We start from the raw sequence: 15,903 nt of genomic DNA, 5'->3' as shown, positions 1-15,903 counted from the left end.
CACCAACTTATAGCTGTAGAGAAAGGAATTACTGACTGACATCAGAAACTAACACATTGATCGCTGAACTACCTGACATTGGGGGGTGATGTATAATTGCCCATAAGGTAACATGTATCCCGTTCCCACACGTTGACCGTCGGGTGGTAAGCCGTATGTACACACTTATTGTGGTACCTACAGGCTCCGGCATTTCGTTATCCTAAACTTTAACTATGAAGTAAATATCCGGACGTTTTTTATCAATCAAAATCGCTTATGAAACACACTTTACTCCTGTGGCTACTGATGGCCATTAGCGTTGTGCCCGCGCTTGCCCAGACCCGAACGATCACCGGGAAAGTAACCGACTCAAAAGATGGTGCAGCTGTGCCTTATGCTACCATCAGAATTAACGGTACCAACAAAGGTACTGCCACTGACCGGAACGGAAACTTCAGTATCGAAATCAGTTCCGGTCAGACTATTGTTATCTCCTCTGTAGGCTTCGCTTCCAAGTCGGTTAAACCCGACGAAAGCGGCTCCGTGACTGTAGCGCTCAGTCCTGACAACACACTTACAGAATACATCGCTACTGGTTATGTAAATACCAGCAGGGTGAAAAAGGTAAGTGCCGTTGCCGAGGTATCAGCAGAAAAACTGGCGAACACGCCGTTCGTTGATATTAACCAGGCCTTACAGGGACAAGCTGCCGGCGTATTCGTAGGCGGCGCTTCCGGTCAGCCAGGTGCGATACAGAACGTACGTATCCGCGGTATCGGTTCAATCAGTGCCAATGCGGCTCCGCTGTATGTAATAGACGGTATCATCGTAGATGGCCGCGACGTACAGAATACCGGCAACCTCTCATTGCAATCCAACGACCTCCTTGCTAACCTGAACCCCAATGATGTTGAAAGCATTAACGTACTGAAAGATGCTTCCGCTACCGCTATGTATGGTTCAAGAGGTGCTAATGGTGTAATCGTTATCACTACAAAGAAAGGTAAAGCTGGTGTGACCACTTTCGGTGCGCGCGCCCAATACGGCTCTTATAAACCAAGCTTCGGTAAATCCGGGTTATTGTCGCCGGCAGAAAGCTACGCTTATAACCGCGATGTATTGGCTATCAATGGATATACTCCTGCTGAAATAGACGAAGAATTTCCTGCTTCCTTACTGGCTACCGGCTTTAACTGGCGTGATGCAGGCTTCCGTACTGCTCATATGCAGGACTATGGTATCTCTGCTTCCGGTGGTAATGAAAAGACAAAACTCTACCTCTCTGCTGGTTATAATGATCAGGAAGGTACGCTTATCAACTCTGGTCTGAAGCGTTATACCGTTATCTCTAACATCTCTCAGAAGGTAAATGACAGGCTGGATGTAGCCATGAACCTCAACCTCTCCCAGACCAATTCCAGTAGTGCAATGGGTGGTAACTTCTATTCCAGCCCATTATTAGGCGCATTCTTCGTATCTCCGTTCCAAAGCCCTTACAAGCCTGATGGCTCACTCTATACCGGCCTTGAACCAGACTTCAACGCTGCCAGCGGAGACAACTTCCTTTACTCTGTATACAGAAATGATAAAGGACTTACTAACCTCCGCGGACTAGGTAGTGTAACTGTTTCCTACCGCATTTTCAACTGGCTGAAAATCCAGGAAAAAGCTAATATAGATATGGTAAACAGCGAAGCTAACCTCTTCTACGATCCTACTACCGGTGATGGCTACAATGCTGCTGATCCATTGAAAAGCGGTAGCGTCTACAATCAGAATGTCAGAAATTCTACCCTGACCAACCAGTTGTCACTCAGCGGGGACTTCAATATCGGGGAAGACCACCAGATAGACTACCTCGCACTCACTGAGTACAACAGATTCAAATCAAGATCATTCAACGCTGAAGGTATTGGTATCATCGGTAGTAAACTGAAAGTACTTGACATTACGGCTACGCCTCAATCCGTTGGTGGTAATGCTACCGAATACACCTTCCTGTCTTACATGGGACAACTGAACTACTCTTTCAGAAGGAAATACAACCTGAGCTTAGGTATAAGGACCGACGGTTCTTCCCGCTTCGGGGCTAACAACCGCTTCGGTACCTTTTTCTCTGTAGGTGGTTCCTGGAGACTGATAGAAGAAGACTTCCTGCGGTCTCAGAAGGTAATATCTGATCTGAAATTAAGAGCCAGCTACGGTCAGACGGGTAACGCTGATTTTGGTAGTATTGACAACTTCGTTGCCCGTGCATTATACGACTACGGTACTTCTTATAACGGAGCTCCGGGTAATGCGCCTAATACCATCGGTAACGTAGACCTGACATGGGAAAAGAACAAGTCCTTCAACATTGGTGTAGATGCAGCATTCCTGGATGGTGCCATCTCCGCTACTATTGATGTGTACAAACGTAATACCGATGGTCTTTTGCTGAATACACCTGTTTCTTCTACCAGCGGTTTTACCAGTCAGATGACTAACATCGGATCCCTGGAGAATAAAGGTATTGAAGCGCTGATTACCACCAGAAACTTTGATAACAGCGATGGTTTCAGCTGGAGAACAGAATTTAATATGGGAATGAACAGAAACAAAGTAACCTCTCTGTTCATGGGCCGCGATGTAGCTGGTGCCAATAGTACACAGCTGCACAGAGAAGGCCAGCCAGTACAAAGCTGGTATCTCAATGAATGGGCTGGTGTTGACCCTGAAAACGGCGATCCATTATGGTATACTGCTGATGGAAAAACTACCAACAATATCAACCTTGCTGAAAGAAGAATCATGGGTAACAGCCAGCCTAAATTCACCGGTGGTCTGACTAACACTTTTGAGTATAAAGGTATTGGCTTGTCTGTATTCTTCTATGGTGTAACCGGCAATAAAATCCTGAACAGAACAAGAATACTCGGAGATTCCGACGGTGCTTATTTCGGTTATGGATATGATAAGCTCAGCGCTCAGAACTACTGGAAAAAACAAGGTGACAACGCTGAAAGACCTAAGCCTATTCCTGGTGGTAACAAGAACGCAAACTCTGCTGTCTCTACCCGTTACCTGGAAGACGGATCTTTCCTTCGCCTGAAAAATGTCAACCTGAGTTATACCCTGCCCGCCAAGTGGGTAAAAGCTGCAAAGCTTAGCAGTGTGAAACTCTATGCGCAGGCTGCTAACATCGCTACCTGGACTGGTTATACAGGATGGGATCCTGAACAGGACATCAGTGCAATGGAGTTCTTCAGATATCCTCCTGCTAAAAGCATCACATTCGGCGCAAACATTAACTTCTAATTCAGGCAATTGATCAGATATGAAAAAGATTCTTTTATCACTATTCGTCGTAAGCCTGCTGGTAGGCAGCCAGGGCTGTAATAAAGAACTGGACCTTTATCCGGCAGATAAATTACCAACCTCCGAAGCATTACTTGATATCAATGGTGTAACTGCCGCTGTAAATGGTATGTATGAAGGACTACGATCAACAGACTACTACGGCAGAAACTACCTGATAATACCGGAAATTGCCGCAGATAACGTATATCTTTCTCTCAGTAACAGTAACCGTTTCCTTTCCAGCTGGCGTGTAAGCTGGCTGGTAGCCGATGGGGATGTTACTGGTATCTGGAACAGGATCTACGCGGCCATCTTACGAGCTAACAACATTGTGAACAGTATTCCGAATTTACAGGATGGTACCACTGAAGAAAAGAATACCGCATTAGGCCAGGCACTGTTTGTAAGAGCGCTCGGACACTTTGACCTGCTGCGCGTGTTTTCAACACCATATGCTATTGGCGGCGGAGCTACTCCTGGTGTACCGTTGATGACCAAGTTTGAAGTAGGTTCTCCAAAGAGAAATACTGTTGAAGAAGTATATACACAGATCATCGCTGACCTTATTTCTGCCAGGGAAATCCTGCCTACCGACAAAAGCGAGCCGTATAAAGCAAACTCTTATGCTGCCTCCGCATTGCTGGCCAGGGTATACCTTTATAAAGGTGAAAACGCATCTGCCATCACAGAAGCTACCAGGGTGATTAACGCTGGCTATGAGATCGCCGACGCTGACGATCTTACTAACTTCTATAATACACCAGGTACCTCTGAAGATATCTTCACCGTACGCATCCTCAGTAATGAAACAGCTGGTGCTGATAACCTGGGTAGAATGTACCTGAAACCTGGCTATGGCGATATCCGCGTATCGCCGGATCTGAAAAATATACTGGAGGCAGGCGATGCAAGAAATGTCTTCGTAACGACATTCACCGGCAGCCCTACCGAGTTCCAGAACAACAAGTTCAGTGGTCAGGACGGTATTTCCGGCTTACATAGCGCAAAGGTTTTACGTATCTCTGAGCAATACCTGATCCGTGCGGAAGCTTACGCTAAGTCCAGCAACTACGCAGCTGCGCTTGACGATGTTAACGAGATACGTGCACACCGGTCTTTACCTGCCCTGACAGGCGTTGCTGACGCAAACGTACTTGCTGCTGTGCTGAAAGAAAAACGTATTGAATTTATGTTTGAAGGGCACCGTTACTTTGACCTGCTCAGGAACAAACTGAATGTAGTACGTACTACCTGTAACAGTGCATTGCAGCTGAATACGCCGAAATGTACGATTGAAGCTACCTCTCCTACTGCTATCTTCCCGATCCCGCAGCGTGAGATGGATGTGAATCTCAATATCGAACAGAACGAAGGCTATAAGAAATAACCGTGGTCGATCAATAAATAAAAAAAGCGTTCTGCTGCAGCAGAACGCTTTTTTTATTTATTACTATAGTAATTACTTAATCACTTCCTGCAACTTAGCTTCCAGTGCAGGGCCTCTGAGACCAACCGCCAATACTTTACCCTGTGGGTCCAGCAACATGTTGGAAGGAATAGAGCTGATACCATATAACGGTACTACCTGTGAATCCCAGAACTTAAGATCGCTTACATGCGTCCAGGTCAAACCATCATCTGCCACAGCTTTAGCCCAGGCATTCTTTGATTTATCAAGTGATACACCAACAACGGTAAAGTTCTTATTCTTAAACTTATTGTAAGCCTCTACAACTGTAGGGTTTTCCATACGGCAGGGTTTACACCAGCTAGCCCAGAAATCAACCAGTACATACTTGCCCTTGAAGGAACTCAGACTTACTGATTTACCTGACAGATCAGGTAGTGTGAAGTCAGGGGGTGTCTGTCCTACTTTCACTGTTGTCATATTAGCATCTTCCTCCTCTCCGCCAGCTTGGGCTGCGGTTTGCGCTGCGCCTTGTTTCAGCTTGTCTGTGAAACTGGCAATCAGGGTGTTTTCAGGGAAGTGCTTTTTGATATCGTCTAGTACCTTTGGATCTTCCAGCAGTACCTGCGGGCCTGCGATACTCATTGCAAATGCTGCTACTGCCGGATATTTGGTGCCGGTAGCTGCTTTAAGAATGAACTGTTTGAAGTCATTCTGTTTAGCCTGAAATGCAGCAACTTTCGCCTGCATCAGACTATCTGATGGTTTAGTAGCGCCAAGGCTATCCAATGCTGCTACTTCGGCGGATAATATTTTGTCCTTTGCGCTGGCTTCATTCAGCAGTTCCTGAATTTCAGAAGTAGCTTCCGAGTTGTCAATCTTCAGCTGATCCAGGCGGTTATAATCGCCGGTAATGCTCATTGTACCAGCGTCCAGTCCAAGAGGAATGAAGCGGTTACCCTCTCCGAAGCGGATACGGTATAATGCCTGTTCAGGTAACATACCTTTCAGTGTGAATTTTCCGCTGGCATCTTTGATAACAGCTGTATCCACTACTTTCACTTCTTCTGTTGTCAGCTCTTCCAGGTAGATAGTACCTAATGGAGCGTTATCTATATGTGCGTTGATGGTAAAGTCGCCTTTCTCCGTTTGTTGTGCGCAGCCAGTCAGGATCATTCCTGCCGCTACCCATAAAGCAAGTTTCGTCATATTCTACAGTTAAAATTATTTAAGTTTTTCAGCCAGCAGCTGATTGGTTAATTTCGGATCAGCCTTACCCTTTGAAAGCTTCATTACCTCTCCGACAAACAGTCCCATTAACCCCTTTTTGCCACTACGAAATTCAGCTACTTTATCCGGATATTTAGCCAGTACTTCATCAATAATCGGTGCAATGCTGCCTGCATCATTGTCCTGCAACAGGTTTAATCTGGTAGCAATATCAAGCGGCTTTTCCGCAGGGTTATTCAGCAGCTCAGGGAATATACGGGAAGAGGCAATGGAAAAACTCACTTTTCCATCTTCCACCAGCTGAATCAATCCTGCCAGTGCTGCGGCTGACAATGGAAATTCTGTCATTGCAGCGCCCTGTTCATTGAGGGTAGATTTTACCGGTCCTAATAACCAGTTAGCGACTGCTTTATGTTTAGGAATGATAGTCACTACCTGCTCATAATAATCGGCGGTTGCTTTATCATCACATAGTACGCGTGCATCATAGTCGGGTAGCCCGAACTGACTGACGTAACGTTGTACCATTGCTTCCGGCAGCTCGGGCAATGCCTGCTGCAGGGAGTTGAGGTACTCATCTGTCAACAGGAAAGGTGCCAGGTCCGGCTCAGGAAAATAGCGATAATCATTGGCTTCTTCTTTGGAGCGCAGGGAGAAAGAGGTTCCGTTGCCGGCATCAAAACTCCTGGTTTCCTGCATGATGGTACCACCCTCTTCGACAATAGAAATCTGGCGTTTTATTTCTCCTTCTACCGCACGTTTTACGTTACGGATAGAGTTCAGATTTTTCACTTCTACTTTCGTACCGAGCCTGGTTTCGCCTTTCAGGCGGATAGAAATATTGGCATCACAACGCATACTACCTTCTTCCATATTTCCATCGCACACGTCCAGCCAGCGTACCAGCCTGCGGAGGGTGGTGAGGAAAGCATATACTTCATCGCTGCTGTGTAAGGCCGGTTCTGTTACTATCTCTACTAATGGTACGCCTGCACGGTTATAGTCAACCATCGTAAACGATGGATCCTGGTCATGCATGGATTTCCCCGCGTCTTCTTCCAGATGAATACGGTTCAGGGGAATATCCCGCTGTCCGCCAGGTACAGGAATACTAACACGGCCGCCATCACAGATAGGCGCTGTATGCTGGGATATCTGATAACCTTTAGGAAGGTCAGGGTAGAAATAGTTCTTACGGGCAAAATAGTTATCCTTCTCTATCCGGCTGTTACAGGCCAGGCCGAGACGGATGGCATATTCCACCGCTTTACGGTTCAGTTTGGGAAGAGTACCCGGATGCCCCAGGGTAATTGGGCTAATATGGGTATTGGGAGCGCCCCCGAAAGCTGCACTGTCTCCGCAAAATAACTTACTTTCTGTCAGTAGCTGGGCATGTACTTCCAGGCCAATAACTACTTCATATTTGTCTGAATCGATGGCTACGCTCATGGTGATCTTCTGCTATTAGCACAAATATATACAATGAAGGGTAGAAAGGTAGTACAGATTGCGCTGCTCACTGCCGCCAGACGGGCAAAATGACGGCAAAGCTGCACTGGTAGCCAGTATGTATAGTATTTTGAACAGAATAGGTATTTTCCCTGGCATAAAGAGTCCTTCGGCAGCGGAAATCTGAGATTTCTATTGGAATTTAACAAAATTTTAGTATTCTTGTGGTGCAGAACCATTCAACCTATATTCTGAACACTGATTTAGTCCTTCACCATCCTATTCTGTAAACACTTTCCCGTTCATGTGCTATTTAGCCTGTATACTGTATCAGTAGTACTGATAAGCCATATCTGCCTCAATTACCACACCTGTAACCGGATACACCGCCATTTAACCTATATACTGTTTTCTTTGTACAAGCATCGGCTACCCCTCGTTCCACATTAGTCATTTTCAGTACCTTTCAGGGTGTATGAACACCCAGGAGATCTATAACGTACAACAACAATTCTTCGCGTCAGGGAAAACACTGCCCTATAAATTTCGCAGACAGCAGCTCCGGTTGCTGAAAACTGCTATTAAAAAGCGCGAAAAGGATATTCTGGCCGCTTTAAAGGCCGACCTGCATAAGCACCCGGTAGAGGCTTACAGTAGCGAAATTGGTACTTTATATGTCGAAATCCGGCACCTGCTCAGTAATCTGAAAGACTGGATGAAACCGGAAAAGGTAACCAGTCCTTTTGTTATGTACCCCAGTAAAAGCCGGATATACCGCGTTCCACTGGGCCAGGTATTTATCATTGCTCCCTGGAACTACCCATTTTTACTGGTGATGGCCCCATTAGTAGGCGCAATTGCCGGAGGGAACTGTGCCGTCGTAAAGCCATCAGAGCTCGCACCGCGCACTTCCGCAGTCATCGCAGCACTTATAAAAGATACTTTTGATCCCGCTTATGTCACGACCATTGAGGGTGATGGCAGCACCGTCATCCCGGATATGATGCAGCACCGATTTGACCACGTATTCTTTACCGGAGGGCCTGGCATAGGCAGGAAAATCATGGAAATGGCTACTCCGCACCTGACGCCGGTAACGCTGGAGTTAGGCGGAAAGTCACCTTGTATAGTAGACGAAACGGCCAATATCGGGGTAGCAGCCAAAAGAATAGTGTGGGGTAAATTCTGGAACGCCGGACAAACCTGTATCGCGCCCGATTATATACTCGTACATGCCAAGGTGAAGGATGAACTGATAGCAGCGATGAAAAAGGCTATCGTACGCTTCTTTGGAGAGAACCCTGCGGGCAGTCCTGATTATGCACGTATCATCAATGACAACCGCTTTCAGACGCTGAAGAACTATCTTTCACAGGGGCAGATAGCACATGGAGGCGCTACGGATGAGGGCAGCCTTTATATCGCCCCTACCCTGCTGGATGGCGTGTCCTGGAATAATTCAGTGATGCAGGATGAGATATTCGGGCCAATATTGCCGGTAGTTAGTTTTACTACGCTGGAAGAGGCTGTGCGCCCGGTAAAAAAGCAGCCATATCCGCTATCGTTATACCTGTTTACCAACAAAGCCGCTACCGAGAAACTGATCATTGAACAGCTGCGCTTTGGCGGTGGATGCATCAACAATACGCTGGGACATTTTACAAATCCTGAACTTCCTTTTGGGGGAGTAGGTAATAGCGGAATGGGGCAATATCATGGGAAATACAGTTTTGACACCTTTACCCATCCTAAGAGTATCATGAAAACGGGTACCTGGATAGATATTGCTATGAAGTACCCCCCTTTTAAAAATAAACTGGGACTGATCCGATGGATACTAAAGTAATGATATTTTAACCTTCTTGTGCGTGTCTTCGTCGCTTGTTCGTCGCTTCTTCGCCGCTAGTTCGTCCCTTGTTCGTTCATTGGAGATTGGGATCTGAGGCTGTGATTTGTGGGGAAAATTCGATATTGATTGATTTGCAATAAGTTGTAAAATGGATATTTTATAAATCCTCCTGTCAAAAAAGTATCAGGTTCTCACACGTAGTATATTATACAAAAAGGAGCTTCCATCACAGAAGCTCCCTTTTTATTTGTATGAAGGCTTACGATTACAAATCTACTTTGTGCAGCTTTTTAGGCACTTTTATCTCCAGCGTTTTCTGCTGACTACCTCTTTTCACCTTCGCAGAGAAGGTTCCTTTGTCTTTATTAGCACGGTAAGCGCTGGCTACATCGCGGGTAGAGCTCACAGTGGTGCCGGCAATATCCGTAATAATATCATCGGCTTTGAAGCCAGCTTTCTCTGCCGCAGAACCCGGTGCTACGCTGAGTACCTGTGCTCCTTTTCCGTCCTCTGTATCCTGAACAGACAAGCCTAATTTCACTTCGTTGCTTTCAGAGAATCCAGGGAACTCACGTCTGAAGCCGGGCGCTCCATCTCCGAAGTTGAAACTACCGCGTGGGGCACGACGAAACTCACGTCCGCGCGGAAACAGTTCAAGTGTGCCTTCGCCCTTGCGCTCATCCAGTGTTACCGTCACTTTTGTCTCTTTTTTATCACGCAGGTAGGTGATCGTTACTTTATCTCCCGGATCATGTACGCCGATTTTTTCAAAAAGCTCCCTCGGCTCGGCTATCTTATCCGCATCCACGCCGGTAATCACATCCCCTGCTTTGATGCCTGCTTTTTCAGCAGGAGAGCCTGTAGCTACCTCTTTCACAGTAACACCGGCCGCTTCTTTCTTTTCAGTGAATACACCTAATACAGCTTTACCAGGTCTGATAATAGGGGCACCACTATCGGCATCTTCATCATCATCATTAAAAAACTGCATACCGCCACCACCACGAGGCATGGCAAAATTGAAAGTATTTCCGTCCACGGGACGGATACGGCGTCTATATACGGATATATCGCCGTCTTTATAAGCATCCATTTTTTCTCCGTCAACCAGAACATGACCATCCTTTATCTCGATGGTCACCTTTCCATCCTTGTTACTGTTTCGCTTAATTACTATCTCATCATATTCACCCAGCTTATCACTTTTCCCAGCATTTTTATCCTGGGCCATGGTGGCGGAGCTGAACGCAAAGCAGGTAATGCTTGCCAATGTAAAGGTTTGCAATAGCTTGCTCATAATCTGTTCCTTTTTGTATAGTTTTTATCTTATCAATAACAGCAAATTTAGGCGGGGTTACCATAAAGGAAAAGTTAAAATAGGCGACGCCGGGATACCAGTGGACATATCGGTGAAGTATTAACATTCCTTTTGATAAATGCTGATTGTTACCTATACGAGAGCAGTTTGTTTTCGGCAAAAAAAGAAGGCTGTCTCTTACGAAACAGCCTTTCTTATCAAAATATCTATAGTGTTTACAGCATCGATTTCACCTGAGCAATCACTTGCTCCAGCTGACCAGCTTCCTGACCACCAGCTGTAGCGAAAGATTTTTGTCCGCCGCCGCCGCCTTTGATGATCGGTGCAATCTTTTCCTTGATAATCTTAGGTGCTTCCAGTCCTTTTTCTGCTACCAGGTTATCAGCAATCATCAGCGCAACGTTAGCCTTACCGCCGATGTTGGCAGCCAGCAGGAATACATGATTTTCGACTTGCGTTTTGAGGGTAAAGCACAGTTGTTTCAGGGCTTCTGCATTGTTAACATCAACGATCTTACCGAGGAAGTTGATCCCGTTTACGTTTTCAATCTCGTTCTGCAGGCCTGCTGACAGCTGGCGTACTTTTTCCAGTTCCAGGGCTTCTACACGTTTTTCCAGGGATGCTTTTTCATTCACCAGTCCTTCTACTGCTACGACTACATCTTTCGGATTTTTCAGGGCTGCTTTAACGTCTTTCAGCTGTTGCAACTGTGCATTTACGAATGCAACTGCATTACCGCCGGTTACTGCTTCGATACGGCGTACACCAGCAGCTACAGCGCCTTCGGAGGTGAATTTGAAGATACCCAGTTCGCCGGTAGCGCCCACGTGGGTACCGCCACACAGTTCTACAGAATATGCAGGATCCATGATCACTACACGTACCACATCGCCGTATTTTTCACCGAACAGGGCCATCGCACCCAGTTTAAGGGCTTCGTCTTTTGGCAGTTCCTGGATAACTACCGGGATGTTAGCGCGGATTTTTGCGTTAACGATATCTTCAATCTTTGCCAGTTCTTCGTCAGATACTTTTGCAAAGTGAGAGAAGTCGAAACGCAGGTATTCAGGATTAACCAGGGAACCTTTCTGAGCCACGTGGGTGCCTAACACTTCACGCAGTGCGGCGTGCAGCAGGTGGGTGGCAGAGTGGTTCATGGTAGTACTGAGCCTGTTATTTTTATTGATTACTGCTTTGGCTGTTGTGGTGATATCAGCAGGCAGTTTATCTACGAAATGAACGATCAGGTTATTCTCTTTTTTGGTGTCAGTCACCTGGATAGTTTCTCCATTGAAAGTCAGGGTGCCGGTATCACCTACCTGTCCGCCGCTTTCTGCATAGAAAGGTGTCTGTGACAATACCAGCTGGTATTGTTCTTTGCCTTTAGCCTTGATCTTGCGGTATTTGGTTACAGCAGTTTCTGCTTCGGCCATTTGATAACCTACGAATACGGATGCCGGGTTTTCATTCAGTACGGTCCAGTCGCCCATATCCAGTTCTGTAGCAGCGCGGGAACGGTCTTTCTGTTCCTGCATGGCAGCTTTAAATCCTTTTTCATCGACCTGGAAGCCGTTTTCGGAAGCGATCAGCCCAGTCAGGTCAAACGGGAAGCCGTAGGTGTCATATAGTTCAAAGGCGGTTTTGCCGTCGATAGCTTTTGCTTTGGCAGCGCCCATAAATTCTTCTATTCTGCGGATACCGCTATCCAGGGTACGGAGGAAGTTGTTTTCTTCTTCAAATACTACTTTCTGTACAAAGTCTACCTGTTGCAGCAGTTCAGGGAATACGGTGGCAAACTGTTGTGCCAGTATGGGCACGAGGTCGTGAAGCAAAGGTTTCTTCTGGTTCAGGAAGGAGAAATAATACCTTACTGCACGACGCAGGATACGGCGGATAACATAACCAGCGCCGTTGTTGGATGGCAGTTGTCCGTCAGCGATTGCGAAGCAGATAGCGCGGATATGGTCGGCAATAACGCGGAAGGCAACATCCTGTTTACTGTCTGTACGACCGTATGTCATTCCGGTAAGCTTTTCGGTGCTTTCTATAGTGCCGGAGAATACGTCGGTGTCATAGTTGGAGGTTTTGCCCTGCATTACGCGTACCAGGCGTTCGAAGCCCATACCGGTATCCACGTGTTTGGCAGGCAGAGGTTCCAGGGAGCGGTCTTTCAGGCGGTTGAACTGCATGAATACATTGTTCCAGATTTCGATTACCTGAGGGTCGTCGGCATTCACCAGGGTTTTACCGTCTACCTGAGCTCTTTCGTTGTCAGGGCGGCAGTCAACGTGAATTTCGGAGCATGGACCGCAGGGGCCGGTGTCTCCCATTTCCCAGAAGTTATCTTTTTTGTTACCCATGAGGATGCGATCTTCCGGAACGTGTTGTTTCCAGAGGTCGAAAGCTTCCTGGTCTTTTTCCAGGTTTTCGGCTGCATCTCCCTGGAAGACAGTGACATAGAGACGGTCTTTAGGGAGTTTATATACTGAAGTGAGTAGTTCCCAGCTCCAGTCAATAGCGTCTTTCTTGAAGTAGTCGCCGAAGCTCCAGTTGCCCAGCATCTCGAACATGGTATGATGGTAGGTATCGATACCTACTTCTTCGAGGTCATTGTGTTTACCACTTACGCGAAGGCATTTCTGGGTATCCGCCACCCTTTTCCAGGCCGGTGCCCTGTTGCCCAGGAAGTAGTCCTTAAACTGGTTCATACCCGCGTTGGTAAACAGCAGGGTAGGGTCGTTTTTCACTACAATAGGAGCAGAAGGCACTATATGGTGGCCTTTGGACGCAAAAAAGTCCAGGAATTGCTGACGAATCTCAGGAGCTGTCATAAGTATTTGAAATAATTGGTATGTATTATAATTTTGTGTCACCTAAATGGCTTTAATTTGTATTTTAAGCCAACTAGCGGTATTTAGAAAATTGACACTCAAAAGATTGCCCTTTTAGTCTAATTCCCTTAGGTTTGCACACCCTGCCGTATTTTGCGGAAAGGTGTGCAAAAATATTGAAAAAGTCTATATACCCTCTCATCCATATCTGTATAACCCTGTTAAAAGTAATCCAAGGACTTCCATTGGGAATGTAGGTTCTGCTTAAATGCTTAAGCCCGGTACATGAAGAAGGTTAAATACTTTTATAATACACAAACACTAAAATACGAGAAGCTGGTTGTTTCGCTCCGTGTGAAACTGCTGAGGATACTGGGATTTGTTTCAGCTGCCATTGTAACAGGGTTTATCTTCCTGTCCGTATCATACCGTATATTAGATTCTCCTAAGGAAAAGCGGTTACGCCGCGAGCTGGAGGTGATGAATGAGAGATATGAGGCGATGGAAGACCGCATGAATGATGTAAAGTCTCAGATAACAGAACTGGAGCGCCGCGATAACGATATTTACAGGGTGATCTTTGAAGCTTCTCCTATTCCGGATAGTACACGTGCCGGCAGTGCAGAGCGGGAGGAGGAGTTAACTCAGTTACAATCTTTTTCCAGCAGTGAGATTATAGCCAGTACCGGCGCATTGCTGCAGGAGCTTTTACATCGTATTACCGTCCAGGCCAAATCATATGAGAAGATTGATGACCTGGTAAAGAATAAGCAGAAAATGCTGGCCTCTATCCCGGCTATCCAGCCAGTGGCCAATAAAGACCTGAAACGTATTGCTTCCGGTTTCGGATATCGTATTGACCCCATATACAAAACTGTAAAATACCACTCCGGACTTGACTTCGCCGCCCCTTCCGGCACTCCTATCTATGCTACCGGTGATGGTGTGGTAGAAGATGCCAGTCTTAGCGACGTAGGCTATGGTAACCACGTGATGATCAATCATGGATATGGGTACAAGACACTGTACGGCCATATGCTGAAGATGAAGGTGAAGGCCGGACAGGCCATTAAACGCGGAGAGGTGATAGGATGGGTAGGTAGTACAGGTAAATCTACCGGTCCTCACTGCCACTATGAGGTTGTTAAGAATGGCGAGAAAGTTGACCCGGTATACTTCTTCTTCAATGACCTTTCTCCAGAGGAATTTGACCGTATGCTGAAGATTGCCCGCTCAGGTAACCAATCATTTGACTAACTTATTAATGCTGAACTTTCAATAGTGGGGAATTTTGTAATTTGGTGCTATCATGCAACAACTGGATCTGTTTTCTTCATCAGAACCGAAGCCTTCTGTCGATGCGCCAGCACCGGCACAGGAGGAAGTTACGGTTGTAAAACAGCCGCTTAAACCAGTGCAGCAGGTCGAAATACCAGTGAAGATCCAGGTACAGATGCCATCAGACAACTTACCACCCGTACCGTTTACCGGTAAGGGGGCGTCTGTGACCGCTACGCAGCCCCCACAGAAAAAGCGGGGCCGGAAATCATTGAAAGAGGTGGCAGACGATCCGGACCTGATAAAAGCACTGGATGCTATTCCGCTGGATAAGCAGTATTACTCAATCAGTGAAGTAGCAACTATGTTCCGCGTGAATACCTCGTTGATCCGCTACTGGGAAAATGAGTTTGACGTACTACAGCCTAAAAAGAACCGGAAAGGCGACCGGTTATTCCGCCAGGAAGATATTCAGCACCTGAAACTTATCTATCATCTGCTAAGAGAAAGGAAATATACCATTGAAGGTGCTAAACAAAAATTGAAGGAAGACCGTAAACTGGCGGCCCGCAGCTTCGAAATGGTACAAGCTTTGCTAAAGGTTAGGGGTTTTCTTACTGAACTGAAGGAACAATTATAAAAATACATTATGCGATTGAGATCATTATTACTGGTTGGCAGCCTGTTGCTGTCAACATTGACATTTGCACAAACCACAGCAAGTAAAGCTTCAAACGGCAAAAAGGTATTAAAAGGTAAAATAGATATGCAGACCCTGATGAATGACAGCGCTTTTGCGTGGTTTTACACCGGGGTAAACAATTATCAGCCTAATGATAACATGCTGAATTACATCAAAAACAATCGCGGTAGATTTAACGTCGTAGCAGTAGTAGGTACCTGGGAAGACCAGAGCCGCCTTCGCCTCCCTGAACTATATAAAATCATGATTCTGGGTGGTAGCCCTGATGAGCAGGTAGTGACCTATGGTGTAGACGAAAAATTGCAGACCAGCACCCCGCAGGATTATAAAGTGAAGAAACTGCCTACTTTCATCCTGCTTCGTGAAGGAAAGGAAATAGGTCGTATCAGCGGTGATGTGGGAGAATCGCTGGAAAGTGATATGGCAAAGATCCTGCTGAAAGCCAATAAGAAAGAGAACGACTAATTACGCCCTGACGTATAAAAAGAAAGATCCCCGGCAGTTCGTCCGGGGATC

The 15,903-nt window shown here is 46.3% G+C and carries 10 protein-coding genes; 6 read left to right on the top strand and 4 right to left on the bottom strand.

Features of this window, described 5'->3' with window-relative positions; translation table 11 throughout:
• Window positions 1-258 precede the first annotated feature (258 nt).
• Window positions 259-3,279, top strand: coding sequence for a SusC/RagA family TonB-linked outer membrane protein (locus tag K1Y79_RS15880; RefSeq protein ID WP_220251151.1), 3,021 nt, complete (start codon window positions 259-261; stop codon window positions 3,277-3,279).
• Window positions 3,280-3,298: 19 nt separating this feature from the next.
• On the top strand, window positions 3,299-4,708 hold the full coding sequence (locus tag K1Y79_RS15875) for a RagB/SusD family nutrient uptake outer membrane protein (RefSeq protein ID WP_220251150.1): 1,410 nt from the start codon (window positions 3,299-3,301) through the stop codon (window positions 4,706-4,708).
• 72 nt (window positions 4,709-4,780) lie between these two features.
• Here K1Y79_RS15875 and K1Y79_RS15870 read toward each other — a convergent pair whose 3' ends face one another.
• Complete coding sequence (locus K1Y79_RS15870; RefSeq protein ID WP_236059660.1) at window positions 4,781-5,938, bottom strand: TlpA disulfide reductase family protein; 1,158 nt, start codon at window positions 5,936-5,938, stop codon at window positions 4,781-4,783.
• Window positions 5,939-5,953: 15 nt separating this feature from the next.
• Entirely contained in the window at window positions 5,954-7,408 is a 1,455-nt protein-coding gene (gene gatB / locus K1Y79_RS15865; RefSeq protein ID WP_220251149.1) for an Asp-tRNA(Asn)/Glu-tRNA(Gln) amidotransferase subunit GatB, read from the bottom strand.
• Between the two features lie 475 nt (window positions 7,409-7,883).
• Here gatB and K1Y79_RS15860 point away from each other — a divergent pair, with 475 nt between their 5' ends.
• Entirely contained in the window at window positions 7,884-9,254 is a 1,371-nt protein-coding gene (locus tag K1Y79_RS15860; RefSeq protein WP_220251148.1) for an aldehyde dehydrogenase, read from the top strand.
• 268 nt (window positions 9,255-9,522) lie between these two features.
• Here the strand turns inward: K1Y79_RS15860 and K1Y79_RS15855 are convergent, their stop codons facing one another.
• Together K1Y79_RS15855 and alaS are read right to left on the bottom strand one after the other, a co-directional pair.
• On the bottom strand, window positions 9,523-10,554 hold the full coding sequence (locus K1Y79_RS15855) for a PDZ domain-containing protein (protein ID WP_220251147.1): 1,032 nt from the start codon (window positions 10,552-10,554) through the stop codon (window positions 9,523-9,525).
• A gap of 236 nt (window positions 10,555-10,790) precedes the next feature.
• On the bottom strand, window positions 10,791-13,406 hold the full coding sequence (alaS, locus tag K1Y79_RS15850; protein WP_220251146.1) for an alanine--tRNA ligase: 2,616 nt from the start codon (window positions 13,404-13,406) through the stop codon (window positions 10,791-10,793).
• A gap of 285 nt (window positions 13,407-13,691) precedes the next feature.
• Between alaS and K1Y79_RS15845 the strand changes: the two genes are divergently transcribed.
• Genes K1Y79_RS15845 through K1Y79_RS15835 form a run of 3 tightly spaced genes read left to right on the top strand, consistent with a single transcriptional unit; the run spans window position 13,692 to window position 15,852 of the window.
• Window positions 13,692-14,663 (top strand): M23 family metallopeptidase, encoded by a 972-nt coding sequence (locus tag K1Y79_RS15845; protein ID WP_220251145.1) that lies wholly within the window; start codon window positions 13,692-13,694, stop codon window positions 14,661-14,663.
• Between the two features lie 52 nt (window positions 14,664-14,715).
• Window positions 14,716-15,324: a MerR family transcriptional regulator gene (locus tag K1Y79_RS15840; RefSeq protein WP_236059659.1), complete on the top strand. Its 609-nt coding sequence runs from the start codon at window positions 14,716-14,718 to the stop codon at window positions 15,322-15,324.
• 9 nt (window positions 15,325-15,333) lie between these two features.
• Window positions 15,334-15,852, top strand: coding sequence for a thioredoxin family protein (locus K1Y79_RS15835; protein ID WP_220251144.1), 519 nt, complete (start codon window positions 15,334-15,336; stop codon window positions 15,850-15,852).
• The last annotated feature ends 51 nt before the right edge of the window (window positions 15,853-15,903 follow it).

Origin of the sequence: Chitinophaga rhizophila, from assembly GCF_019492185.1 — a bacterium.
In the GTDB taxonomy this organism is placed as follows: Bacteria; Bacteroidota; Bacteroidia; order Chitinophagales; family Chitinophagaceae; genus Chitinophaga; species Chitinophaga rhizophila.
This window is presented reverse-complemented; position numbering and strand designations above follow the sequence as displayed.